21 protein-coding genes and 4 pseudogenes are annotated in these 25,649 nt (G+C 51.5%); 13 read left to right on the plus strand and 12 right to left on the minus strand.

Annotated elements, in window-relative coordinates; translation table 11 throughout:
• From RG807_RS10915 to RG807_RS17805, 7 genes and pseudogenes are all read right to left on the minus strand, one after another.
• Positions 1 to 273: hypothetical protein (locus RG807_RS10915; RefSeq protein ID WP_309044947.1), on the minus strand; the 273-nt coding region annotated here is incomplete at its 3' end.
• A 180-nt stretch (positions 274 to 453) separates the two neighbouring features.
• Positions 454 to 1,536: an IS630 family transposase gene (locus RG807_RS10920; protein ID WP_200371531.1), complete on the minus strand. Its 1,083-nt coding sequence runs from the start codon at positions 1,534 to 1,536 to the stop codon at positions 454 to 456.
• Positions 1,537 to 1,633: 97 nt separating this feature from the next.
• Positions 1,634 to 2,038 carry a hypothetical protein gene (locus RG807_RS10925; RefSeq protein WP_200371533.1) on the minus strand — a complete coding sequence of 135 codons (405 nt, stop codon included), beginning with the start codon at positions 2,036 to 2,038 and terminating at the stop codon, positions 1,634 to 1,636.
• A 241-nt stretch (positions 2,039 to 2,279) separates the two neighbouring features.
• Positions 2,280 to 2,756: a LysR substrate-binding domain-containing protein gene (locus RG807_RS17735; RefSeq protein WP_200371535.1), complete on the minus strand. Its 477-nt coding sequence runs from the start codon at positions 2,754 to 2,756 to the stop codon at positions 2,280 to 2,282.
• Positions 2,757 to 2,761: 5 nt separating this feature from the next.
• Positions 2,762 to 3,280, minus strand: a pseudogene (locus tag RG807_RS10930) (IS21 family transposase); the annotation flags it as partial.
• A 173-nt stretch (positions 3,281 to 3,453) separates the two neighbouring features.
• The gene (locus RG807_RS10935; RefSeq protein WP_200371537.1) at positions 3,454 to 6,180 is read right to left on the minus strand and encodes a winged helix-turn-helix domain-containing protein; all 2,727 of its coding nucleotides are present in this window, start codon (positions 6,178 to 6,180) and stop codon (positions 3,454 to 3,456) included.
• A 166-nt stretch (positions 6,181 to 6,346) separates the two neighbouring features.
• Positions 6,347 to 6,510: pseudogene (locus RG807_RS17805) on the minus strand (transposase domain-containing protein); the annotation flags it as partial.
• A 51-nt stretch (positions 6,511 to 6,561) separates the two neighbouring features.
• Between RG807_RS17805 and RG807_RS10945 the strand changes: the two are divergent.
• Positions 6,562 to 6,789, plus strand: a pseudogene (locus RG807_RS10945) (transposase); the annotation flags it as partial.
• A 302-nt stretch (positions 6,790 to 7,091) separates the two neighbouring features.
• Here the strand turns inward: RG807_RS10945 and tnpB are convergent.
• Both tnpB and tnpA read right to left on the minus strand, forming a co-directional pair.
• Entirely contained in the window at positions 7,092 to 7,313 is a 222-nt protein-coding gene (gene tnpB / locus RG807_RS10950; RefSeq protein ID WP_227714992.1) for an IS66 family insertion sequence element accessory protein TnpB, read from the minus strand.
• A 20-nt stretch (positions 7,314 to 7,333) separates the two neighbouring features.
• The gene (gene tnpA / locus RG807_RS10955; protein ID WP_200371541.1) at positions 7,334 to 7,699 is read right to left on the minus strand and encodes an IS66-like element accessory protein TnpA; all 366 of its coding nucleotides are present in this window, start codon (positions 7,697 to 7,699) and stop codon (positions 7,334 to 7,336) included.
• A 376-nt stretch (positions 7,700 to 8,075) separates the two neighbouring features.
• Here tnpA and RG807_RS10960 point away from each other — a divergent pair, with 376 nt between their 5' ends.
• From RG807_RS10960 to RG807_RS11005, 10 genes and pseudogenes are all read left to right on the plus strand, one after another.
• Positions 8,076 to 10,187 (plus strand): 3-hydroxyacyl-CoA dehydrogenase NAD-binding domain-containing protein, encoded by a 2,112-nt coding sequence (locus tag RG807_RS10960; protein WP_200371543.1) that lies wholly within the window; start codon positions 8,076 to 8,078, stop codon positions 10,185 to 10,187.
• A gap of 21 nt (positions 10,188 to 10,208) precedes the next feature.
• Positions 10,209 to 11,393 carry an acetyl-CoA C-acyltransferase gene (locus RG807_RS10965; RefSeq protein ID WP_200371546.1) on the plus strand — a complete coding sequence of 395 codons (1,185 nt, stop codon included), beginning with the start codon at positions 10,209 to 10,211 and terminating at the stop codon, positions 11,391 to 11,393.
• A 79-nt stretch (positions 11,394 to 11,472) separates the two neighbouring features.
• Positions 11,473 to 12,324, plus strand: coding sequence for an enoyl-CoA hydratase-related protein (locus tag RG807_RS10970; RefSeq protein ID WP_227714972.1), 852 nt, complete (start codon positions 11,473 to 11,475; stop codon positions 12,322 to 12,324).
• A 2-nt stretch (positions 12,325 to 12,326) separates the two neighbouring features.
• Entirely contained in the window at positions 12,327 to 14,462 is a 2,136-nt protein-coding gene (locus tag RG807_RS10975; RefSeq protein ID WP_200371548.1) for an acetate--CoA ligase family protein, read from the plus strand.
• Positions 14,463 to 14,536: 74 nt separating this feature from the next.
• Entirely contained in the window at positions 14,537 to 15,568 is a 1,032-nt protein-coding gene (locus RG807_RS10980; RefSeq protein WP_200371551.1) for an ABC transporter substrate-binding protein, read from the plus strand.
• Positions 15,565 to 16,596 (plus strand): ABC transporter substrate-binding protein, encoded by a 1,032-nt coding sequence (locus tag RG807_RS10985; protein ID WP_200371554.1) that lies wholly within the window; start codon positions 15,565 to 15,567, stop codon positions 16,594 to 16,596. Before RG807_RS10980 ends, RG807_RS10985 begins: the two co-directional genes overlap by 4 nt.
• Before the next feature lie 129 nt (positions 16,597 to 16,725).
• Complete coding sequence (locus RG807_RS10990) at positions 16,726 to 17,808, plus strand: quaternary amine ABC transporter ATP-binding protein (protein WP_200371556.1); 1,083 nt, start codon at positions 16,726 to 16,728, stop codon at positions 17,806 to 17,808.
• The gene (locus RG807_RS10995) at positions 17,798 to 19,132 is read left to right on the plus strand and encodes an ABC transporter permease (protein ID WP_200371558.1); all 1,335 of its coding nucleotides are present in this window, start codon (positions 17,798 to 17,800) and stop codon (positions 19,130 to 19,132) included. The genes RG807_RS10990 and RG807_RS10995 overlap by 11 nt, the downstream gene beginning before the upstream one ends.
• 266 nt (positions 19,133 to 19,398) lie before the next feature.
• Positions 19,399 to 20,205 (plus strand): enoyl-CoA hydratase/isomerase family protein, encoded by an 807-nt coding sequence (locus RG807_RS11000; RefSeq protein ID WP_200371559.1) that lies wholly within the window; start codon positions 19,399 to 19,401, stop codon positions 20,203 to 20,205.
• A 95-nt stretch (positions 20,206 to 20,300) separates the two neighbouring features.
• Positions 20,301 to 21,247 (plus strand): annotated as a pseudogene (locus RG807_RS11005) (IS5 family transposase).
• 436 nt (positions 21,248 to 21,683) lie between these two features.
• On the opposite strand, the gene RG807_RS11010 reads toward RG807_RS11005, so the two are convergent.
• Both RG807_RS11010 and RG807_RS11015 read right to left on the minus strand, forming a co-directional pair.
• Positions 21,684 to 22,559 (minus strand): HEPN domain-containing protein, encoded by an 876-nt coding sequence (locus RG807_RS11010; protein ID WP_200371560.1) that lies wholly within the window; start codon positions 22,557 to 22,559, stop codon positions 21,684 to 21,686.
• A gap of 611 nt (positions 22,560 to 23,170) precedes the next feature.
• On the minus strand, positions 23,171 to 23,473 hold the full coding sequence (locus RG807_RS11015; RefSeq protein ID WP_200371564.1) for a hypothetical protein: 303 nt from the start codon (positions 23,471 to 23,473) through the stop codon (positions 23,171 to 23,173).
• Positions 23,474 to 24,286: 813 nt separating this feature from the next.
• Between RG807_RS11015 and RG807_RS11020 the strand changes: the two genes are divergently transcribed.
• Both RG807_RS11020 and RG807_RS11025 read left to right on the plus strand, forming a co-directional pair.
• Entirely contained in the window at positions 24,287 to 24,526 is a 240-nt protein-coding gene (locus RG807_RS11020; protein ID WP_200371565.1) for a hypothetical protein, read from the plus strand.
• Positions 24,526 to 24,969, plus strand: coding sequence for a hypothetical protein (locus RG807_RS11025; protein WP_200371568.1), 444 nt, complete (start codon positions 24,526 to 24,528; stop codon positions 24,967 to 24,969). Before RG807_RS11020 ends, RG807_RS11025 begins: the two co-directional genes overlap by 1 nt.
• Here the strand turns inward: RG807_RS11025 and RG807_RS11030 are convergent.
• Entirely contained in the window at positions 24,960 to 25,643 is a 684-nt protein-coding gene (locus RG807_RS11030; RefSeq protein WP_200371569.1) for a metallophosphatase domain-containing protein, read from the minus strand. The two genes, RG807_RS11025 and RG807_RS11030, sit on opposite strands and share 10 nt — an antisense overlap.
• Positions 25,644 to 25,649 lie beyond the last annotated feature (6 nt).

Below are 25,649 nucleotides of genomic sequence, written 5' to 3' on the forward strand. Positions count from 1 at the left end.
CTTTAGCTCATCCAACCTTTCTTTGGCCAAATCTAAGCGTGAAATCTTGGTATCAGCATTTTTTGAGTCATTGGCGATTTGGAGAGATTCGTTGATGATCTCAACTAGCCGTTGAGCAGACGATGCGGCTATCTGTTGGGTTACATCGAGTTGAGGTTCTTGGGCTGAGTGCGGCCTGCTACCTTTTTGAGAGCTGCCAGGTCTCGATTTGAAGGACCATATCAGGACGAACAACAGAGCCACGACGATGATCAGAACAACTAAACCTTCCACTCACTACTCCATATTGCTAAACGCCAGACCATTGACGCAGTGGTTAGTGTGGGATCATAATATAGTTGGTAACTTAATAATAAAGTCGGTAACTTCGTAATAAAGTTGGTAACTACCGAGCGTTGTGGCAAAGTCGGGTCATTCTTCTCAGGAATCTAGTGTCTCGTTTGGTTAATTCGCTCACTTATTATCAATTAGACTCAGCTTTGCTTTCGCCACCGATGTCATAATGGACTCGGCACTTTTATGCCACCGGAACGGCTTTGCCAGTTTTTCGTTGTGAACCTTGATGAACTTTTTAATCGCAGACTTTAATTCGCCGACACTGGTGAAAATGCCTCGATAAAGTGCCCGTCGCTCCAGTTGGCTAAACCAACCCTCCACCGCATTGAGCCAGGACGCGCTCGTGGGCGTGAAGTGCAGCTTGAATCGAGGGTGCTTGGCCAACCAAGCTTTGGCCTCTGGCGTCTTGTGAGTCGAGCTGTTATCCAGAATCAAATGTAGATCCATACCCTTCGGAGTTTCTCGATCAATCTGTCGCAAGAAATCCAAAAACTCCTTGGCCCGGTGGCGCTGAGTGACTCGACCAATCACCTGGCCCGTCAGTGTATTAAACGCAGCGTACAGACTGGTTGTGCCATGACGCTTGCAATCGTGTGTGCGACGCTCCACTTGTCCTGGACGAAGCTGCAATTTTGGCTGAGTTCGGTCAAGAGCCTGAATTTGGGTCTTTTCGTCAACAGACAGAACCAGTGCATTGTCCGGGGGATTCATATAGAGCCCGACAACATCACAAACCTTCTCGGCGAAGTGAGGGTCGTTGCTGATCTTGAACGTTTTGATCCGGTGCGGTTTCAAATCGGCTGCTTTCCAGATTTGATGCACTTGCCACCGCGTCACCCCGGCATGCTCGGCCATAAGGCTGATGCTCCAGTGTGTGGCTTCTTTCGGAACCTTATGGACCGTGTCATCTAAAATCTTCTTGACGGTTTTACCGGCCAGCTTTCGCGGCTGACCGGGTCGCGGCGCATCATAAAGCCCCTCAAGACCTCGCTCACTGTAGCGTTTGCGCCACTTGAAGACGGTTTGAGTGCTAACCTGAAGAGAGTCTGAGATCCCTTTTGGTGTCTCACCTTCGTTCAGTAACAAAAGAATCTTGGCGCGTTGCGCCAGATGCTGGCTCAGGGTATTGGTTCGGCACCAACTTTCGAGTTCCAACTGATCGTTTACAGTTAGATTAAACGGCGCTGCGGGTTTGGCCACGATGGGAGCCTTTTATTGCTGATGTATAGCTCTTATTATACCCAACATGAATAAGCGAATTAAACAGACGAAACACTAGGCGAGGGAATCTCAGTCTTCAAGCAGTCACTGATCGGATGTCGCGCACCAACCTGATCAACGTTTCGGTGTTGGGATTATCCAGCAGGTGCGTTCGGATGGAGGTTCCATTCAGCCTCCACAAACGGGTGGGTTTGGTGAACCATTCTGCAGCCATTTTTTCATGGCCAGCAGGTGTTAGGAGCACCAGAGCTTTATGCAGCCCAAGAAACAGACCGATCCGCTCGACGACTGGCGCGGGTAATTCGAAGTTCTGATTGTTAGGAGCTTGTATCTCACATGACCAGTGATGCAGGGTCGTTGTCGTGATATCCAACAGTGTTGCTAGCTCGGCGTCAGAAAGATGCCAGCTTTTAGCCTGATCGAGAATCCATCTGAGGCCAGCACTACCGTGGCTATTGGTGATGTTAGGAAGTTGATTCATTGGCATTAGCTCTCCGGAAAGCCTGAGATCAGGCCGGCGCACTGTAGACAACTTAACTTTAACACTTGAACAAGCCCTGCTACATACTCGTGCAGGCCTGATAGGGTAGTTGCGGCGATGGCGTGATGGTGATTAATTGTTGTGAAATTCGCGGGGCCAATGCGAGTAGACGAGATCTCTGAGCAGGTCACTCAGAGGGTTGTCCACGATACAAGCGAGTATGAGGGGCTGGGAGAAGCCCTCATCGGTAAGCGGTATAGCAATCAGTCCGTGAGCCATAGACGCGACGCTGGCAGGAAGGATCGCGATGCCAATATCGGATACCTCTAGAACACGGCTTATGGATATTCCTGCCTTGTTTGCTAATGTCTCCAGTTGTCGCCTCAGAAAGGTTCTTTGGGTAGCCGGCTGAAGCAAAACCGCTCCCCATCAAGCTCCCTAAAACCGATTTTTCCTGCAATCTATGACCCCGGTTCAGAATCACAAAAAGCGGCTCATTTCCTAACCTGGAAACTAATAAGCCAGACAGGGCGCCTTCATCCAGATCTGCGCGGGGAACCCCAGCATCTAGCTTGCCAGCTTTCAGCGATGCGATATGAAAGAGGGCGTTCCCTTTGTGTAACTCCAGATTGGGCATTGGGCGATTTGCGAGTAAATCAGCCAAGACTGAAGTAAGTGTTTTGGAGAAGATGGCGCTTGCCGAATAACCGACCCGCAATGTGCCTCCTCTGGCAGGCCACCGAAGTAACGCAGGGCTTCATCGTGAAGCTGGATAAAAGTCTGGGTATCCAGAGGGCGAAAGGCCAGACCCACGTACATCAACCGCGAGTACGACAGCACGAATACTACAAAATGCAGCGCGCGCTCGTCGCCACCGATCAGCACACTGCGCAACTCACCGGGGTCCACCTGGCACTGAACACCGGGCACGTCGTCCAGAATGGGCTCGTAGTAGCATATCTGAGCCGAGGCCACTTCCTCCTTGAGCATTCGCTCATAGCGGCGAATGGACCGATCTGAAGCTAGCAATTCACCCACCTTCGATTGCAGCTTGCGGGCACTCCTGACGACGCTGGGCTTGGAAAACTTCTTGAGCAAATGCACCAAGTAATCACGGTGGTCGTCGAGGCGCTTTGTGCGCGAGGGATTCTCAATCTGTTCCGAAATCGCGTTCTCATCCATTCGCAGATACTTGCGAACGGTATTGCGGGACAGCACCAGTTCCTGACTGATGGCGCGAATCTACGATCCTTTACCGTTATCGTGCAGTGCTTTGATCTTGTGTATCACAACCCACTCCTTCACTGACATGCCCCCGGCCATCGATAAAAGCGGGGGACAGTAGCTGGTTCTGTGGTTTGACGGTCACTCGGAGGTGGGTCACTTTAATTGGCCACTAACAGTCCATAGCCACTTTATGATTCAAGTGCTGTGGTCTTAGTCAGTTGGAGCAGGCACGCTTTTTGGATTAGGCCCTCCCTGCTGTCGGTATTGAGCTTCCTGAAAATACTGTTGATATGCGTTTTTACCGTACTGATACCAATGAATAGGAACTCGGCAATCTCCTGATTCCTACGGCCTTCAACTATATGAAACAACACGTCAAGCTCTCGTTTCGAAAGTTGATCAAAAGGGGGTGGCAGTGGTTGCTCGCGAAAGGGGGAGGGTGAGGATGCTTCGCTCTTGAGTTCGAAAAGAAGCTTTCGTATTGGGCCTGCATTTTTAAGTAGTTGTGTTGTGCCCTGTTGTTGGAAGGCTTTTTCTGAAAGGCCGAGCTGGAAAAGCTCGAAGAGGTTTTGTCTTTCATGAAAAAATAAGCGATGTAAATTACTTTCTGCTGCAAGTTCTACTGCTTTGTCCAGGCTGTGAAGCGCTATTTCCTCAAGATCCTTACTCCACTGCAGTCGGCTTTGTAGCAGGTAAGCGTCGATCAGCAGCTGCTGGTGGTTTTGCTTATCTAGTGCGGAAATCAAAAGTTCACAACTACTATGGGCATCTTGCCAGTTGCGGCGATGATACTCTACCCAGCAGTAGGCAAGCCGCTCTTCCGGCATAGTGTCTATACCATAGAGTCTTAACACCCGATCCCACTCGCTCAGCCAAACATTGATGGCAGTCTCATCGTCACGCTCTACTGCCAAGCGGACTCGATAAGCGCCGCATAGCCGGTAAACTCCCCAGAGCTTATTTTTAGTAGCGACTGCCTGGGCTTCCGCCCATGCTTTATCGGCCTGCTCAGGTTTGGCTTGAGCCCAATAGAGTCGGGCCTGATGGTGAAGGACCCAAGGCAAGATAGCCGCTGGACGGAATGCCATGGCGATCAATGCGGCGCGATCGAGTAAGCGTTCGGCGCTGTCTAGTCGGTTTATTTCCAGGCGGGCCAAACCCAAACCCAAGAAATAGAAAAGATCGTAGAAATTACGTGCCACGGCCTCCAAATCGCCACTGGGCCTTAATCCGACAAAACGAGCCTCTGCCTGTCGGACCTGACCTTGAGCAATCTCGATCTGGCCGAGCAGGAAATCCAAATAGTTGGGTAATCCTCTAACGCCGAATAACCTTAGTTCATGGAGTGATTGCTCGGCGTTTCTTTTCGCTGTAGATAGCTCGCCAAGCCCGAAGTGGGAACTGGCTCGAAAGAATTTTAATATTGACAGGGCAGCGTTATTGTTTTTTCCGCTTAGCAGCTCAGCGTCACAAATGGATATACAATGGCGCAGGTTGCCCCCGAGATCCGCCTGTCTGGCTCGCAAATAGGCAACTGTTTGACTAAGGCGCTGCTGAGGATTGCTGTTAAGGGGGTGCGGTTTAAGCAAGCGCTTCAGTCGGCTGAGGTTGCTTTTTATACGATTGAGATCGTTGCTAATAATAATTGCCGAGGCTTCGATGATCGCCAGAGTGTGGTGGTCATCTGTTAGCTCCTGAGGGATAGTCTCGATCAGATTAACGACGTCGTTTACTTCGCCCTCACGAACCAAATCGAAAGTGTGCTTCTCGATAAAGCGGAGCAGAGCTTTGAAATCATGACAGCGTCCATACTGCTGAAGTCCCTCAGCATAACGGCCCTTTTGTAGAAACCACTCCACTGCCAGTCGGTGGAGTTCTTGGGTACGGGCTAAATCTGTCTGTTTTAACTGCTTGTATAGGTAGCACTGAAACATAGGGTGATAGCGGTGCCAGCCAATCTCATGGCCATGCGGCTGGACAAACAAGTTGTGTTGCAGTAGCCGTGCTATAGGGTCACGCTTCGATTGGGGATTCAAATGCTTTACAAGGCCTACATTGAATGCGTCGACAACGCTGGTGTCATATAATAGATCGCGCAATGATTCGTTCAGCTGTTCGAGGATCTCCTGTTGGAAATAGGTGCTTATATATTGCTCGGCAAGCGCAGCAACATGTGAGTGGTCGAGCTCAAGCTCATCGCTTTGTCTGAGCTTTTGGTAGGCGCTACCCCAGAGTTGAATACCGGTAATCCAACCTTCGTTGCAAGAGTTGAGATGGCGAACTGCGGCTGGTGTGGTCTCAAATCCTGATAAATTGCAGAGCTTGGCGGTGTCGTCAGCATTAAAGGCTAAATCCGTGAGTTCGAATTCAACCAGCTGATTTTCAGTGCGTAACCGGCTGAGTGCAATGTTGGGGCGGGCGCGAGAGGCAAGTGCCAAGTGCAGATTATCAGGTGCTTCATCCAGAAGGCGTTGAATTCGTTGTTTAACACGAGGAGCTTTAATCTGATCGACGTTATCCAGCACGAGTGTAATAGGGTGCATGAAGTGTTGTATCTGGTTAAGCAACTCCGCCCAGACTCGCTCGGACACCGCAGGCAGCGATTCTTGTGCCTCTTTTAGAAGTTGCTCCCCTACGACCCCGGCTTTTTTGAAGGCGGCAACCAAATAGGTCAGGAAAAGGTTGCTGTCGTTGTCCCGGCTATCCAACGTATACCAGGCGGTATGCAGGTCGGCGCGATGGGCCCATTGGGTTAGCAGCACCGTTTTTCCGTAACCACCAGGGCAGCAGATCATTATTAGTCGATGATGTTTTGCCGTGCTCAAGCGTGCGAGAAGACTGTCACGAACCACCCAGGTCGAAACCTCAGTGGGAATTTTGACTTTATTGATAATAACTGGCACAGGCATAAACATGTCACTCGAGAGTAATTTGTTATCAGGTAAACATTTTTATTCTTAATTAATAAGATGAAAACTCTGTCATCAGTTAACAAGGGTTAGATGGCTCAGTCAATATGCCTTGGTGATTGTCGCAGTTCCGGCAGTGCGCTCTGAATGCTGCGCCCCTCGTAAGGCCTGCCGGCGTCCAGTTGTGCGGTAGCAACTCATCAATGGCATTTTTTTCTGCATCGGCTGTCTCGTCAGCACGTCTTTAAGATAAGCGTACGGATAGTGATCATTGAGCTTTGCAGACTGGATTAAAACTATCACTGCAGCGGCACGTTGAGACTGTAGCAAAACCCCAAACCAGACCGGTTTCGGTAACATTGGGCAAACAGACAAGGAGCAGTCGGAATGCCCTGCTTCAAGTACTACAACTACGACCAGGATGCTATGGTCGTCAATTATCAGGAACAGCTTCAGCCCGGCACCTTTGAACACAAGTTAGATCTGTCGGTGTTTCACCCCAAGTATTGCAACGACGACACAGGCAGCACGGCCTACGATCCTGCCATTCTCCTGAAGATCTTTGTGTTTGCTTACTCCAAGGACATCACCTCCAACCGCGAGATCCAGTGGTGCTGAGAGATCAACAGCACCAGCGCTCGATCTTTCAGGCTCAGTGCCTGTTCTTTGGCGTCTAGGGACGTCATCAACTCCGTCGCTAAGGAACGGAGTTGATCGGCAGAGAGCTGGTTAAGATCGGGATGTTTTTACATACCGAGCAGCATGCCAAGCCACGACCACCAAGACGATGCGCTATTCTGATGATGTTCTGGGTAACCGGCTTATGGTTATAAAACCGAGATCACTCCGGCCTCACCGAGGCGCTGCCATGGAAGTCCTTGAACCAGTGCAGCCAACTGTTCGTCCGTTAACGTCACTTACTTACCACGCCAGGCTTCGCCCCAGTGGAATTTGCCGTGATTCAATCGTCTGGCACAGAGCCAGATGCCCAGGCCATTGTGGATCAGCACTTTCATCTGGTTGCCCCGCTTGTTGGCGAATAGGTACGCACAATGGGGTTTGGTTGAGTCAAGCACCTGAACCACACACGCCAACGCCGTATCTGGCCCGGCCCGCATATCCAGCGGTTTGGTGGCCAGCTAGATCTAGTCAATGCGGATCATGACAACAGCTTACGCAGAAAAGCCGCGCACTGTTGGCCTTGATCGGCGGGCCACTCCACCACAACCGAGCCGCCGGCTCGTGGGGTCTCGATGCGGATGGTGCGATCGGTATCGGCAGGATTGGTGGTATGCCCGCCCATTGCTGGCAAACGAACCGGTACAAAGGCTGGAGGCAGTCCTCCATCTGCTTGTTTCGTCTCCCTGATCCAACGCCGAAGTTGGTTGGCGTTGAGGTCATTATCCAGGGCAATACGTAAAACAGACGCACCCGGACTATGATACTCGGCCACCAGCCGAGCTTTAAATTCCGGAGCGTGCCGACAACGTTTTCGGTAAGGGCGGGGTACGCTTACGTGGTTCATAGATAGTGTCCACTAAAGAATAAGTGGACACTATCTTGAAGGCTTCAGCATCAGGCTCAAGAGGGGTTTGGCGGACGGTTACCGTAAGAGGGCCTAACATAGCGCTTGACGCGCGCACGCAGCTCGCGCTTTCCACCCCGGTTCATATTAATTCCACCCACCTGGTTACGCAAAACCAACCCGCAGGTTGACGCCTCGGTGTGCCTGTCATTGTTATAAGTAGATGTAGGTTAAGCGACGGTGTAGGGCGACTACGGGAAAATAAAATCGCCGAGAAAACCCACATGAGTTCGGAGCCGCAGAGGCAGGAGCTGATTTAGCATCATCGAAGCGCGTTGACCCTAAAGCTAAAGTAACAGAATCAAGAGAGAGTTTTATGGTTGAGTTTCTGAATTACCATACCGAAGGTCCAATAGCGGTGATTAGTCTAAACCACCCGCCAGTTAACTCCTTGGGGCACGGGCTGCGTGTAGCAATTCTGCAGGCTTACCAGAATGCGATTTCTGACTCGGACGTCCGGGCGATCGTCCTGAATTCGTCTGGTCGTATCTTCAGTGGCGGTGCGGATATAAGCGAGTTAGGCAGTGATCTGGCGTGGAGTGAGCCTGCTTTGCCGCATCTTTGCAGAATGCTGGAGGAGTCGCCAAAGCCGGTCATCGCGGCGATCAACGGCATGGCTCTTGGTGGTGGTTTTGAGTTGGCACTGGCCTGCGATTATCGTATCGCCGAAGCCGGCGCTCAACTGGGGCTCCCTGAAGTCCAGCTCGGTCTCATTCCTGGCGCCGGCGGTACCCAACGTTTGCCGCGCTTGGCCAATCCCAAAATGGCGGTAGAGATGATTACTTCCGGCAAACCGGTTTCCGCAGAGCTGACTGTACTCTCTGGGCTGATCGACGAAATCGCCGACGGTGATCTCGCCGATGCCGCGATTCAATTCGCCAATAAGCTACTCATTAATGGGGCACCGGTACGTTCTTGCGTTGACATCCCGGTCGATATTCGCGAGCTAGACGCGAATTACTTTGATGATTTTCGCGCCTCTCTCGGCCGCAAAACCCGCGGTTTCTATGCACCTGAAAGAGGGGTTCAGGCGGTCGAAGCAGCTTGTCGATTACCGCTGACAGAAGGTCTGGCTAAAGAGGCCGAACTGTTCGCTGAGTGCCTAGATACGCCACAAGCCCGAGCTCAGCAACACCTGTTCTTCGCCGAGCGCGAAGCCAGGAAGATCCCGGGGGTCGACCACAAGGTTCCACCGCGCAACATCAAACAGGTTGCCATCATTGGCGCGGGAACTATGGGCGGTGGTATTGCAATGAACTTTGCCAATGCTGGTATCCAGGTCAAACTGCTGGAACAGCAAGAAGATGCGCTCACTCATGGCCTGAACCAGATTCGTAACAACTATGAGAAATCAGTAGAGAAAGGTCGTATAACCGGCGCTCAAGTCGAAGAGCGCATGGCGCTGTTGCAAGGAACTCTAAGCTATGAGGATCTGGCTGACGCCGACTTGGTGATCGAAGCGGTATTCGAAAGCATGGAAGTTAAGCGCGCAGTCTTCAAAAAGCTTGATCAAGTCTGTAAGCCTGGAGTCATTTTGGCCAGCAACACCTCGACGCTCGACCTGGATGCGATCGCCGATGCGACCGACCGACCGCAGGATGTTATCGGCCTGCACTTTTTTAGCCCTGCCAACGTGATGCGCCTGCTTGAAATCGTGCGTGGCGAGAAGACATCAGATGATGTCATTGTCACCGCGCTGAACTTGGCCAGGACTATCAATAAGCAGCCTATCGTGGTCGGTGTCTGCTACGGTTTTGTCGGTAATCGTATGCTCGAGCCCTATGCCCGCGAAGCGAACCGCCTGGTGCTCGAAGGTGCTTCTCCGACGCAGGTGGATAGTGTGCTGACTCGGTTCGGGCTGGCAATGGGGCCGTTTTCAATGTTCGATCTTGCCGGTATTGATATCGGATACATGGTGCGCGAAGCACGCCGCGACATCATTGCCCATGATCCTTCCTACTGTCTCATCTCCGACAAGCTCTGTGAACTGGGTCGCTACGGACAGAAGACCAAACGTGGTTTCTATCTCTACCAAGGTCGCGATAAACAAGAGAACCCCGAGATCCTCGAGTTGGCTGTGCAGATTGCCAGCGAGCTCGGCATTGAGCGACGTGAGATCTCTGACCAAGAGATCTATGAGCGCTGCATTTACATGCTGATCAACGAGGGCGCCAACATTCTGCAGGATGGTATCGCTTATCGCTCAGGTGATTGCGACTTAGCCTGGGCGAACGGTTATGGTTTCCCGATCTGGCGCGGTGGTCCGATGCAGTACGCGGATGAAACAGGACTCAGGCAAATACTCGCTAGCATCGAGAAGTATCGCACCGCACTGGGCGCATACGGCGACATGTGGTTCCAGCCTTCGACCCTGCTAAGGAAGCTGGTTGCAGAGGACAAGACCTTCGCCCAGTTCCAGGTTCAATAACTTTTACGACGAGAATGTATCATGAAAGAAGCCGTTATTGTTTCAACCGCCCGTACACCGATCGGTAAGGCCTTCCGCGGGTCGTTGAATAACATCAAATCGCCGACATTGGCTGCCCATGCAATCCGTGCTGCTGTTGAGCGCGCCGGCATCGAACCCGGCGAGATCGAAGACGTGGTTATCGGTACCGCCCTGCAAGGAGGCACCGCTGGCTGGAACCTGGGCCGAATGAGCGCCCTGGCTGCAGGCCTGCCGACCGGCGTCAGCGGCCAAACTCTGGACCGCCAGTGTGCCTCTGGCTTGATGGCGATCGCCACCGCCGCCAAACAGGTCATTGTCGACGGCATGGACGTGGTGATCGGCGCTGGCCAGGAAAATATCAGTGCGGTGCAAAACCGGTTTTTGGACTGGGCTCTGACCGAACAGGACGAGAACGTCCTACGTCATGTTGAACACGCGTATATGCCGATGCTCTACACCGCAGAAAACGTGGCGAACAAATATGGTGTTAGCCGCCAGGCCCAGGACGAATACGCACTGCAGTCTCAGTTGCGCACCGCCGCCGCCCAGGAGGCGGGCCTTTTCGACAGTGAAATCGTGCCGGTCCTCACCACCAAGGCTGTAGCCAATCGCGAGACCAAAGAGATCAGCTACCAAGAGGTGACCCTGACCAAGGATGAGTGCAATCGGTCTCAGACTACGCAGGAGAGCCTCCAGGCACTGGGCCCGGTAGTCGAAGACGGCACCATCACCGCCGGGAACGCCAGCCAGTTGTCCGACGGCGCTTCGGCTAGCGTACTGATGGATCGCACACTAGCCGAGCGACGCAACCTCGATATCCTTGGGCTTTATCGAGGGATCGCCGTTGCTGGCCTGGCACCGGAAGAGATGGGTATCGGACCGGTCTATGCGATACCCAAACTGCTCAAACAGCATGGCTTGACCATTAACGACATCGGCCTCTGGGAGCTCAACGAAGCTTTCGCCTGCCAGGTATTGTACTGCCGGGACAAGCTGGGTATCGATAATGACAGGCTCAACGTGAACGGCGGCGGTATCTCTATCGGTCACCCCTATGGCATGAGTGGCGCCCGTCAAGTTGGTCATGCCCTGCTCGAAGGCAAGCGGCGCGGTGTGAAGTATGTGGTCGTAACTATGTGCGTAGGAGGGGGGATGGGAGCCGCCGGGCTATTCGAAGTGGCCTGACCTCATAGAACATGGGCTGACAGGTTGTGCTTTGACGCAGAGTCTAAAAGAGATGGAATTGTAAAAGCCTGTCACTAGTTTGTTGAAATTAAATAAAACGGTTGCTTTTATGGAAAGTTCAATTAATCACGGCGTTTTAGTTGTGCGTCGTGGCAAAGTGCTTGAAATTACGCTCGATCGCTCTCCTGCGAATGCGATTAATCGCGCCGCTAGCTATGCCCTCTATGATGCATTCAAGATGCTGAATGACGACCCTGATCTGTTGGTAGGCATTATCACCGGCGCCGGAAAAATGTTTTCGGCCGGCTGGGATATGAAAGAGTTTGCCGGCGAGTCTGAGGTTGCAGACCCTTCATCACTTGACCTGGGGCCAGGCGGTATTGGTGGTCTGCCTGAGTTTGAAGGGCTGACAAAGCCTGTCATTGCCGCCGTTAATGGCTATTGTGTGGGCGGCGCGTTTGAGTGTGTGATGGCGGCAGATTTGATCGTAGCCTCTGAGACAGCTGAATTTATCCTGCCGGATATACAGCTTGGCTTCCTACCCGATGCCGGTGGCTTGCAGCGCTTGCCCAGTATCTTGCCCAAACAGGTCGCCGCTGATTTGTTGTATACAGGACGTAGGATGGGAGCTGCTGAAGCGCATCGCTGGGGGATGGTCCGTGATGTGGTACCGACGGATCAGCTGATGGCTAAGGCCCGTGAGATTGCCGATACGATTGCCGATGGTGCGCCTTTGGCCGTGCAGGCACTCAAAACCGTTTTAAACGCCTTAGAGCCACTCTCGGTCGAGGAACGGTTCGTAAAAACCCACCAGGCCTGGAAGGGCGAAAGTGATTTGACGATCTATGAGCGGATGTTGCGCTCCGAAGACTACTTGGAAGGTCCTCGGGCCTTCGCTGAGAAACGTAAACCTGTTTTTAAAGGGGCCTAAGTATGAAGAAGAGAATTGACCATCCAGTTGTGTTGAACAAAGTGCATAAGCTAGATGCGTTGTTGACCCCGAAGTCTATTGCCTTTGTCGGCGCGTCGCCCACTGAAGGAACCATCGGCAACGATATGATTCGTACATTGGTAGCCGGCGGCTACGAAGGCGATATCTACTTTATCAACCCAAAATATTCGGAGATTGATAATCGGCCTTGTTATGCCTCTCTCTCAGCGTTGCCGCAGACACCAGATCTGGTCGTGCTCAGTGTTGCCGGCCATCGGATTGAAGGGCTTTTTGACGAAGCCATCAAGATAGGCGTGGGTGGCGTCGTTATCTTCGACGCATGCCATATGGTGGAAGAGGCTGACACTACATTACTGGAGCGGCTCAAAAGCAAGGCCCAGGCTGCGGGTATGCCCGTATGTGGCGGTAATGGCATGGGTTATTTCAATTTTATCCATAATACCCATGCCGGCTTTCACGCTCCGAGTGAAAGAAAGGCTGGCAACATTACATTGATCGCACACTCGGGCTCGGTATTTATCTTGCCTGTAAGCAACGATCCGCGTTTTCGCTTCAATCTGGCGGTATCGGCGGGCCAGGAGATCGGTACAACCGTTGCCGACTACTTGGATTATACCCTCGAGCAACCCTCAACCGGCGTTGTTGCGCTCTTTCTGGAAACCGTGCGTGATCCTGCAGGTTTTGAGGCTGCATTGAAAAAAGCCAATGAACGAGGTGTTCCGGTGCTGGTCACCAAGGTTGGGCGAACCGAGGCCAGTGCGCGCCTGGCGGCAACCCACTCGGGGGCGATCGCGGGTAACGACGCCGCTTATGAAGCCCTGTTTGACCGTTATGGAGTCATCCGCACAGCATCACTGGATGAAATGCTGGCAACCGCGCAGCTGTTGTCACAGCCACAAAGGGTCGGTCCGGGCGGCATTGGTTATGTGAGTGACTCCGGTGGCCTGCGAGAGCTGGCGATCGATATTGCCAGCGATATCGATGTTCCCTTCGCGCAGATCACCGATGAAACAACCGATAGATTGCGCAGCTTCCTACCCATGGAGCTGGCGCCGGTCAATCCTCTCGACTGTGCCGGGCCGATGGACGCTAACTATCTCAATGTCTTCGAACAGGGTGTTCGCACCGTGATGGAGGATCCGAATGTTGCTATTGGCATCCTGGAAGTCGGTATGCAAGACAGTTTTATCTATGAGCCAGGTTTGATCGCACTCGCTAAAGAGGTTCAAAGGTATTCCGACAAGCCCTTTGTGGTCATCAACACCCTATCCAGCGCGCAAAACTGTCGAATCGCTGAGGATCTCGCCGACAGTGGCGTCCCATTGATCAACGGTGTCGAGCATGCCTTGAAGGCCATTAGCCACGCGATGAAATATCGGGAGTTCATGGCGCGCCAGCAAATGGTCACTGCCAGTGTGCCTGATGAGGACATCGTCCTGCGTTGGCGGCAACGGCTGACGCAGGGTGAAGCCCTGGGTGAAGCGGACAGTCTGGCCTTATTGTCTGACTTCGGCGTGCCCACGGTAAAAGCCCAGGTTGCCAATGATCGTAATGAGGCGATGGCTGTTGCTCAGGCGGTCGGCTTTCCGCTGGTGTTGAAAACCGCGATGCCTGGTATCCATCACAAGTCCGATGTCGGGGGGGTTGTGTTGGGGCTGGCGGATATCGATGCGTTCACCGAAGCCTATGACGACCTGGTTGAACGACTCGGGCCGCGTGTGACGGTTGAACCGATGGCCGATGAAGGGGTGGAGTTGGCGTTTGGGCTGGTCAAGGATCCGCAATTCGGACCGCTGGTGATGGTTAGTAGCGGAGGTGTGCTTATAGAGGTGTTGAGTGATCGTGCTTTTGCCCTGCCTCCTTTTGATTTGGCGCAGGCACACCGCCTGCTGGATAAGTTGAAAGTTAAGGTGCTATTAGATGGCGTTCGAGGCCGTCCTGCAGCCAATATCGAACACTTGGCCGAATCGCTGGTTCGTTTTTCGGAAATGGCAGCGGTCCTTGGCGATGTATTGCTTGAGGTAGATGTGAACCCTGTTCTGGTCGGACCTAGTGGCTGTATAGCGGTGGATGCCTTGGTGATCGCGGATTCTATTTCCGAGGCGTTCTTGGTGTAAGCCTGGCACGCCATTGCGAGGTCGTAAACAGGACTGTCGTAAAGCTATTAAACAAGTGCAGCGAGGAAGGAAGAATGAAAATAACAAGAAGTGTTAAATCAATTATTGTTGGTATGGGTCTTTCGCTTGGTCTTACAGGTACAGCTTACGCCAACGATAAAGTAGTCATCGCCGATTCAGGTTGGGCCAGTTCTCAGGTCATGCAGCTGGTGCTCGCGGAGGTAATAAAAAACCGTTTAAATGTGGATGTTAAAACGCTGAGGCTTGATCTGAATCTCACCTATCCTGGAATGGACAAGGGTGATGGTACCGTCGATATCCTTAGCGAATTCTGGCTGCCCGCACAACAGCCAGCTTATGATAAATATATTGCCAAGGGATCACGCGAGACCATCGTGCGGGGAAAGAAGTTTACAGGTGAGCAAGGCTGGTATATTCCCGGATATATCCAGGACGAGTATGGCATCAAGTCGATCTATGACCTGGTCAACCCAGAGACCGCTAAACTATTTGATATGAACGGTAATGGTAACGGCGACTTCTGGGCCGGCGCTCCGGGCTGGGAATCAACATCTCGGGGCTTGGTCCAGGCGAAGAGTTACGGTATTTCCGAATATTTTGAGCCCATGGAAGTATCGGACGCCATCATGAAGTCGCAGCTAAAAAAAGCGTTCCGTAAAAAGCAAGGCTTTTTATTTGCCTATTGGAAGCCCGAAGGTGTGCATGCTGAGTATGATCTGCGAAGACTGGAAGAACCGCCTTTTACCGGCTATTCACACGAAAGCGCCAAAGGTAGCCCGGACTATAACCCCGATGGTTGCTTCTACTATATCACACCAACAGAAGATCCTGAGTGGTATGAGAAGAGCGAAATCAACTGTACCTGGCCGGTAATTGATGCTTCGGTCGCTTACTCAAAAAGCCTGGAAACGCGGTTGCCTGAAGTGGCCCAGTTCCTGAGCCAGGTAAGCATGGATTCCGACACAGTGTCACAGTGGAGCTACGAGGTCAGTGCGAATAAGAAGGAAGCTTTAGATGTCGCCCGGGAGTGGATCGCAGCGAACCCCGATGTCGTGAATGGCTGGTTAATAGGAGTAGAGAAATGAAAATAACAAGAAGTATTAAATCAATTATTGTTGGTATGGGCCTTTCGCTTGGTCTTACAGGTACAGCTTACGCCAACGATAAAGTAGTCATCGCCGATCCGGGGTGGGACAGCGCTCAGATCATGCAGCAGGTTCTCGCGGAGGTAATAAAAAACCGTTTAAATGTGGATGTTGAAACTCCGAGGCTTGATCAAAACCTCATCTACGCCAGTATGGATAAGGGTGATGGGAACGTCGACGTTCATAGTGAATTCTGGCTGCCCGCACAACAGCCAGCTTATGATAAATATATTGCCGAGGGATCACGCGAGACCATCGTGCGCGGAAAGAAGTTTACAGGTGAGCAAGGCTGGTATATTCCCGGATATATCCAGGACAAATATGGCGTCAGGTCGGTTCATGATCTGGCCAAACCTGAGATTGCTAAGTTGTTTGATGTCAACGGTAATGGTAAAGGCGACTTTTGGCCCGGCGCACCAGGCTGGGGAACAACGCCTCAGAACTTGGTCCAGGCAAAGAGTTACGGCTTTTCCGAATATTTTGAGCCGATGGAAGTATCGGACGCCATCATGAAAGCACAGCTGAAAACAGCGTTCCGTAGAAAACAAGGCTTGCTACTTTATTATTGGAAGCCTGAAGGTTTGCATCTTCATTATGATCTGCGACTTCTTGAAGAACCGCCTTTTACCGGTTATTCACACGAAAGCGCCAAAGGTAGCCCGGACTATAACCCCGATGGTTGCTTCTACTATGTCTCACCAACAGAAGATCCTGAGTGGTATGAAAAGAGCGATATCCAGTGTGCGTTCCCGGTAATTGATGCTTCGGTCGCTTATTCGAAAAGTCTGGAAACGCGATTGCCTCAAGTGGCCCAGTTCCTGAGCCAGGTGAGTGTTGACCCCGATATAATGTCTCAGTGGAGCTATGAGGTCAGTGCGAATAAGAAGGAAGCTTTAGATGTCGCCCGGGAGTGGATCGCAGCGAACCCCGATGTCGTGAATGGCTGGTTAGCAGGAATTAATCTATAAACGAGTTAAAAAAGCTCTGAGCATGCCTCGCATAGTTTGTTCAGAGCATGGGCTAGTCCCTCTGAATTAATCAGAGACATCTTAGCCGCTTGAAATCAAAAAGCGGATAACAAAAACAAGAGGTCTAACATGACAAACTTGAGTACTCCCTTGCCTGCCATAGAATGCCGAAATGTCTGGAAGGTCTTCGGCAAACGGAGCGATGAGGCCCTCGCGGCGATCAAAAGCCGTGGGCTGACCAAAGAGCAAGTGCTTGAGGAGTTTGCCTGTGTGGTGGGGGTGGCCGATGCTACCTTCCAGGTCCGAGAGGGTGAAGTGTTCTGCATCATGGGCCTATCCGGTAGCGGCAAGTCCACCCTGGTCCGCCATATTAACCGGTTGATAGAACCCACCGCAGGAGACATTCTGGTGGGGGAAGACAATATCAACGCCTTGAATCAGCAAGATCTGCGGCGCATCCGGGCTGAGAAAATTGGCATGGTATTCCAGCACACTGCGCTACTGCCGCACCGCAATGTGAGAGAGAATGTGGCACTCAGTCTCGAGCTGCGCAACATGGATGAGCAACAGCGCCTCAAGATCGCCGATGACAAGCTCGCGCTGGTGCAGCTCACGGGCTGGGGCGACCGTATGCCCGCCGAACTCTCCGGCGGTATGCAGCAACGAGTCGGTTTGGCCAGGGCGATGGCTGCCGACCCTAAGATCCTGCTAATGGACGAACCCTTCAGCGCTCTGGACCCCCTGATTCGGCGGCAGTTACAGGACCAGTTTGTCGAACTGGCTCAGGTGATGAAGAAAACGACTCTCTTTATCACTCATGATCTGGATGAGGCGTTCCGTATTGGTCATCGCATCGCCATCATGAAGGATGGCGCGTTCGTACAGATTGGTACTCCTGAAGAAATTATTACGGCGCCTGCCGATGATTATGTCGCGGAGTTCGTTAAAGATATCTCCCGACTGAAACTGGTCTTTGCCCATACGGTGATGCAACCGTTACAGGCCTATCTCAAAGAGCATAACCTCAAGGCAGATAACTTGGATCTCAGCCAATATCCCACCGCTGCCCGAGATGTGGACCTGAACCAGCTGATTGATCTGGCGGCGGATCATGACGAACCCATCGTGGTGCTAGACGGAGATACCGCAGTGGGTATTATCACAAAGCGTCAATTACTGCGTGGTATTCAAGGTGAGTCGAATGGGAAGTAATGTCATGAGTCAAGATATTAACGACAATGAAACGAAACAGCTGAAGGATTTCCTGGGCAGTTCCATCGATTATTATCAGCGTGAGTTCGAACGGATCGCGAAGGAACAGAAGTTCAGCTTTAATCTGGCGGCAGTGTTGTTCGGTCCTCTCTGGGCGGCCAGTCGTAACGTCTGGGCACTTTTCTGGATGCTGGTTGTTGCTGATGTAGTGGCGCTGGTGATCATTGGCCGGAGCCTGTGGGGCAGTGAAGCTTATCCTGAGGCAAGTCTGTTGTTTGGGTTAAGTTTGTTGGCCCTGTGCCGCGGTGTCGGAGGCTGTCTGGCTAATCACTTCTACCGTAACTATTTTAGTAAATGGTGTACAGGTCAGGAACAGTCTGGTGGTTTGAGCGCACATCGTATTGGTATTGGTGTGGTGCTGATGTTGGCCACTTACCCTTTAACTGTTTATCGCTTCAGCGCTGCTAGTGTAGTGGAGTATTTGGAGACCTTCCCTACCTCACGTGATGTAGCTTTGAAATCAGCTTATTGGATTGACGAAGTGTTCGATTGGCTGACTCTTTCACTGGAAACTTTTTTTGGTTCCATCACCGATGCAATCCGTGGGGTGCTTGATCTGTTGGATCTGCTGTTAATCGGAACTCCCTGGCCGGTGATGACCTTGCTGCTGCTGTTGTTGGCCTGGAAGAAGGCGGGTTGGCGGGTAGTGGTCTTTACTGCGGCAGCACTGGCTTATCTTGGCTTCTTCGGGTTTTGGGATAAAGCGATGAGCACTATGGCGTTGGTAGGGACCTCGGTTTTTGTCTGCCTTCTGTTTGGCATCCCGATAGGTATCCTCGCTGCAAAAAAACCACGTTTCAACGCGGTGTTGACCCCGGTTCTGGACATGATGCAGACGATGCCAAGTTTTGTTTACCTGATCCCGGCAATCGCCTTTTTCTCCATCGGCAAGCCGCCGGCAGTGTTGGCTACCGTTGTATTTGCCATGCCGCCAATGATTCGTCTTACCACTCTGGGTATCCAACAGGTGAGCCCCTCCGTGGTTGAGGCTATGCTGGCCTTCGGCGCTAGCCCCCGGCAGGTATTGTTTAAGGCAGAGCTGCCACTGGCTGTAGACTCCATCATGACGGGGATCAACCAGAGCATCATGATGAGTCTGTCGATGGTGGTGATCGCCGCTCTGATCGGTGCTGGTGGTTTGGGGTATGACGTGCTCTTCTCCCTGCAACAGCTCGAAGCAGGCAAGGGGCTGTTAGCGGGACTTGCCATCGTGCTCTGTGCCATGATTTTGGATCGGATTATTCAGGGCAGAAAAAAAGAATAGCCTACCTCGAAACCCTATGGGCAAAAAACATAGTGCATAGGGTTTCTCAGAGCGCTACCCGCTTAAGTGCACTGAGAAACGGTAAGTGCCACGACCTGAAAGCTGACTTGCTCCGGACTACAATCCAATAACGACGCAAGGACAGCATAGTCACTAATGGCTTTGTAGATTTTTTGTGGGATCGCTGGTTTACGCCAGCTTACCGCCAATTTGTAGGGCACACATCGCACCAATCGACCCAATAATTCTGCCTTGGAGCTTAGTTCATGCCAACACAGCGCAAGTGGAAAACTCTTACCTGTTACCAGAAAGGGCGGATACTTAACGTCCAGTTTGACACAGGGAACCGGCTCAACACTTGTAACTTTACTCTAATGGAGGAGTTGATCGAGCTGGCTCAGGCTCTTCACGACGACAGCGAACTTTCCGCCATCATCCTCCATGGCCAGGAGCAGGTCTTTTGCGGTGGTATGGATCTGATGGCCATTACGCCAGAACGGGCCCAAACTTCGGCACTGGGAGTATGGCGAAAAAAAATGCAGCTGGGACCCAGGATGTGTGAGCTTTGGGAACGACTTGAACCCATCACTATCGCCGCTATTGAGGGCTGGTGTATTGGTGCCGGTGTCGCCTTGAGCGCCGCTTGCGATCTACGTGTGCTTGGACGAAATAGTACTCTCTATGTACCTGAGATAGAACGGGGTATGAGCATGAGCTGGGGTAGCATTCCCCGTATGGTTAGTCTGATTGGCCCAGCCAAAACCAAACGTTTTTTCGCCTTGGCGGAAAAAGTTGATGCTGAGCTGGCGCTGGATTGGGGTATCGCCGATGAGGTGGTACCAGATGGACAAGCCTTGCTAAAAGCGCTGGAACTTGCTGAACGGGCTGCCGCCATGCCGCCAGTGCCACTGCGCATGTGCAAGCAGGGGATTAACGCCGCTGCTCAGGCCCTCAGTCATTCGGTGAGTTATATGGACACCGATCAACTGATACTGACTCAGCGTTCGGAAGACTTTGAAGAAGGAGTTGACTCTTTTCTTGAAAAGCGCTCACCGTCATACGAGGGGCGCTAGCCCATGGCTCGTCGAAATTGTTAGGGAGACTCTAAATAAGTCTCAAAATCAGCGATAATTCCGCCATCGTCAACCGCACAGAATTCATCACCACCATGGATCAGATCACCTTCTCCGAAGCCGAGTACCATAACAAGAAGCACCAGATTCGCCGCGCGGTCTTTCTGGAACGGATGGACAAGCTGATTCCGTGGAAGCAGTTGGAGAAGAAGGTAGCCCGATATTACCCGAAGGGCCAGTTGGGCCGACCACCGTATCCGCTGCCCACTATGTTGTGGGTTCACTGCATGCAGCTGTTCTACAACCTCAGCGACCCGGCCATGGAAAACGCATTGTACGAGATCGAATCCATGCGGTACTTCGCTGGCTTGAAACTGGATCGTTTGCCGGACGAAACCACCATTCTCAAGTTCGGTCATTTTCTGGGGCGCCACGGCCTTGGCAAGGTGTTGTTCAAGGAGGTGAACAAGCACATGGAGAAAAATGGGTTGATGCTGCGTGAAGGCAGCATTGTGGATGCGTCCATCATATTTCTGCCCCAAGCTCCACCAAGAATGAGAGCGGCGAGCGCGATCCGAAAATGCACCAGACCAGAAAAGACAAACAGTATTACTTTGGCAGGAAGATGCATATTGGCGTCGATGACACGCTCGGATTGATTCACAGCATCGACACGACGGCCGCCAATGTCCACGACCTTGTTTCCGCCGGCAACCTTCTTCATGGCGACGAGCAGCGCGTGTTCGGTGATGCCGGTTATCTTGGCATTCAAAAGCGGGATGAGCATAAAGATCGCCAAAATGTATTCTGGTTCGTTGCCAAACGCCCCGGCAGTCGGAAGAAGCTGGACGCCCGCAAACTGAAAGCCGAGAAGCTCAAAGCCAGCGCCCGGGCCAAAGTGGAACACCCGTTCCGGTACATCAAACAAGTCTTTGGCTACAGCAAAGTTCGCTATCGCGGTTTGGCCAAAAATAGTACCCGGTTGAATTTGCTTGCCGCATTCACCAACTTACTGATCGGTGAAAAATATCTACTGACGTAAGGCCAGTGCGCCCGAATTTCGCCGAAATAGCGGGAAACAGGAAAAAATGAACAAATAGAGGGGCTGGATCCTGCCTAAATTGCCTTTGAATAGCTTTTTTTCGAGCTAATAAAGTTATTCAGCAAGAAATCAGGCATTAATCAGACCTTCCTTAGCACTTGAAGTGCGGTTTTTGCCCTCTATATCGACTCATTTCCGGGCACCTTCAGCGACCATTGAAAGTAAGGGCTTATACCATATAGTGCCATATCACTCGGGGATAGGGCTTAGAGAGAAAAGTTACCAACTTTATTACGATGGAAATTGGTCGGTTTTGTGCCAGTGACTTCGAAAGTTACCAACTTTATTTATTTTTATAAGTGATCTGATGTCGTAAAGTGCAGGCTATAGATGTGTTTTGTTACCAACTTTATTACAAGACCACAGTTAGCTGATTTCATGCATCCGCACCAAACAGCATAGAGTCCAAACGGTCACTCGTTGGAACAGAACCAAGCTCAATGACCTTGCACAACACTTCTCTCAGCAAATTGAATGTATCTAACAAATGCAGCTGGCTGTGCTTCGGACGACCATGGGCCGCTTTGGACCGTTCGTCGTAGAGCTTTGCAATTTTCTTTTGACGCTCTCTTCGTCCAGTGCCAGGAGGCTCCAGAAAAGAGGCGATGAGAGCAGAAACCCTAAACCGAAGTTCAGACGAGCTTGGTGAAAACAATGCTTCTAGAGCACCCCACAACGACACAAGGGTGAGAGCTGTATTTTGAATGAACTGCCCCTGGTCAATTGAGTCGCTAGCCAGCGCAAATTCAGAGCTGCTATCCACTAGCTTTTGAGTTATTTCCCAATGGTTCCGAACCCACTCCAGGGATTCGTAGGCTGCTGTACTATCACTTACCGCCAATGGGAAAGAACGCCCTTGAACTTCAAAGGGGTGGAGCGTCTGATCTTTTGCACCTGCGTTTTCTTCCGAAAACGCCATGTTAGAAAATACCGGCAAGGTAATAGCTGGATTAACCCCAAGTCGAAGCAAGAACAATATGACGCGTGCGGTTTGAAGGGACTTTGCGGGTTCATCTTCTTTTTCGAGAGGGATTACGAGCTCTGCCGAGATGTCGTAAGAGACACCACCTGAAGCCGCGGACCATGGACCGGGGTGGTGCGTCTCTGGGGATTCTGGAGGAGCGAAAGCAACCATAAATGGGGCAAAAATACTGGCATAGGTCTTTCTAATTACTATGCCTTTGCCAAGTTCTATTTGCGGCTCAGTTAACTGAAGGCCATGAAGTCCAAAAAAAAATGACTCATTTTGCACAGAGATCCTTTCCTCCTTCAGCTAACACTGAAATAAGCAGCCCGTCAGGGGCGTCCGGTGGAGGCCGCAGGCCGGAACGTACTTAAGTGGTTTGCCCCCGTTTGACTTGATCTCCGGCCAACTGCAACGGAAGCAAACCATGTAAGAATCAGTTTTTGCAGCCGTTTTTGCCGCACGTGATCCTTTCATGCGATGAAACCCAATGGCTGGCGTTTTCACGGGTATCGAAACCGCAACCAGTTTTACCGCCCTTGTTACCGCTGTGAACTTCACCTGTTGGTGTATGCTTGACAGCCATCTTGAACCCTCCTCAAGGGTGCGAGCATTCCAGGATTACCCTGACCGATTGGTGTACGATTTTAGTACACAAAATAAGCCTACACCCTGATCAAAAACTGTTCAAGCATACAGCCTGTATAAATACACATAATGCCTTCCGTCACCGGTGGCAAAACTGAAGCGAAGAGCAGGTTTTGGAATCCGGTGCACGGCCTGGTTATATGTTCTTTCGGTCGTCACTGGACTCGACCTCATCTATTTTTTGGACCAAATCCTGTAGCTCTTTAGCAACATCACCACCACCTCGGACAGTAACTCGGTGTCCTTTATAGTCAACCGTGACCTCTTTCTGAGGGCGGGTTTTGAGGTACTCGATTATCAGGGGGGGCGAGATGTTTTAGGAGGAACCCAGCAGAAGTGATGACCGCAGGTATAGAAAACCCAGAGATCAAATCACTGGCGATCTGAGCGGAAGAGCTATCAGCACGAAATCCCGAGGTAATGAGGTTTGGCTTTTGCTCACCCTGAGATTCGCACTCGTGCATCAGTTGCTTAACAACTTTTGCCTGCCTCTCTTCATCGGTTGGCTTCCATTGATCAACATCATGCAGCGAGACCGCAAACCTGTTCTCCATGGCTATCTTTCCCTCATATAACAGAAATTAGGCCGCACGCTTTATGCTCGCAGAAATTCGACTGCGTCATTATTGCTGACTTTGAACCATCAAACACGTCGCACATGAATTTATAAAACAATAGCTTAGGCGAGCCCGGACATTTCTGCCATGCCATCATTCAGCGTCCCGTATTCGCTGTCCCAAACATACTGGATGAAATCGCTGTGATTAGCCTGGAGGCTCTGAAGAAAAGCCCCGACTCGAATGTTCGCTTTTGTTTAAAAGAAAACATTGCGAGAGGCCACAAGCGGTTGTGCGTTCGAACATAAATTGGCCATGCTGGCTAACTTATAGTTCCAACAACAGGCAAAACAAATAGCCTTTGAAAGAAACGCCAGCGAATCTCTGTTGAATGCGATCTACATCATTACCAAGCAACGCCTACCGAAAAACGCTCTTTTAGCGGGGTGATAGTTAAAGGCCAGGGTAATGCCTGAAAGAACCGGGAGCATTGTTATACTGCGGTATTGCATGGGGCGGGCGAAGCCCTTTCTGCCGGCCGTTGGCCTCTCTTCCCAGCCAGGCATAGCCTGTCCGGTCAGCTATCGGCTCGGCTTGCGCCTCCCCTCATAATAATTTGGCGCTAGTTTTTAATGTAATGCTCCGGCACCAGATAGTTCGCAGCATTAAGCAAGTTTTACAGTTGCTCGGCCGCTCAGGCTAGAAGCCTTGAAACAGCCATTCTAAAGAGCAAAACCAATATCATGTTGCAGCTTCGGCCGGCTAAGACTACAACAATGAGCAAGTCATCAATTTTTTAAAAGGCACATTATGAGCGCTACACATATCACAGAGGAGGAACTCCTCAAAGATCTTGATGCGTATGGAGCCCATGCGGACGAGTTAGCGGAGCTACTAATGCATGAGTTGACGCCGCTGGAGCGGCTCAAAGGGTTGGTTGTACGCTATGACCGACCGTTTGATTCTGTCTGGGAGGAGCACTTTAATTCTGATGAGGATGAACGCGATAAAGTTGCAGAAGATTGCCATAAAGAGGTTAGAGATCGGTAATGGCGGGGTCTTACATCACGGGCCTGACAGCTCTTTGCATCCCGCATCCTGGCCGGCACAAGCCCCTCTGGCACCACTTTGGACCGCCAGATAGATGGCAAATTGCAGGTGCGGATTACCCAGATACATCCTTCCTGTTTGGCAATCGTGAACTGGTTGATTTGACAGAGACTTTCGCGCTCTGGGGTATTGAGCCACCTTTATGTGTGAGTGCTAGCTATGAACGGGCGGTTTTTGACCTGTTATTTTTTTACGTTGAAAAAGAAGGCCGGGTGGTACCGAATGTGCAGCCATCGGATATTGATGATGTGGTGGATTTTCAAATAGTTGTGGATTGGATTAAGCAGTGGGAGCAGGCAGGCCAGCTTCAACGTGGGCAATCGATGCGGGACTGGTTGAACCCTAAAAATCCTTGGGTAGCGATGCAAAAAGATTACTTATAGTTTGGATTGGCGAGAGCTTCTTCATCGACATGGCTGTTGGCGAAAACCTCCAGCACTACAGGGGCGTTGTCTGGCTGGTACCGGACAGTACAAGTGCTGGCGTTGATCAATCGGGTTTTACCTAAACTGTACTCCCCATAACCCTCATGAATATGGCCAAAAATGTGTGCTTTCAGGGCAAGCTGTTGGATCCGGTCCAAGAGCTGATCACACCCTACGTTCTGGCACTGGAAACCTAGGCTTGCCTCATCACCAAAACCCTTGGGCGGGCCATGGGTGATAAGAACATCTGTGTTATCAGGAATGAGCTCCCATTTCTCATGCAGCGCTTCACCTCGGTCGAGCATAAACGCCCAATCCATGAAGGTGGGTGTCCAGGGCGAGCCCCAGAACCTTAGCCCCTCGATTTCAACGCCACTATCCTCGAGATAAGTGGCATTCGTCAGCAGATCCCGCGCGAGGTCTGGAGCTTCTTGAAACACCCAGTCGTGGTTGCCGGCGATGATAATCTTATGTCTGTGGGGCAGGGTGCCCAGCCAGTCGTTGAGATCTTCCAGGTTGTCCAATGTGCCAGCGCCCAGACAGTCGCCAGAATGGATTAAGACATCACCCTCTGGAATCTCTGGTATCCGACGATGCATGCTATGGGTGTCAGAAATACAGACGAGTTTCATAACCAT

Source organism: Marinobacter sediminicola (assembly GCF_031157525.1).
Classification (GTDB): Bacteria; Pseudomonadota; Gammaproteobacteria; order Pseudomonadales; family Oleiphilaceae; genus Marinobacter; species Marinobacter sediminicola.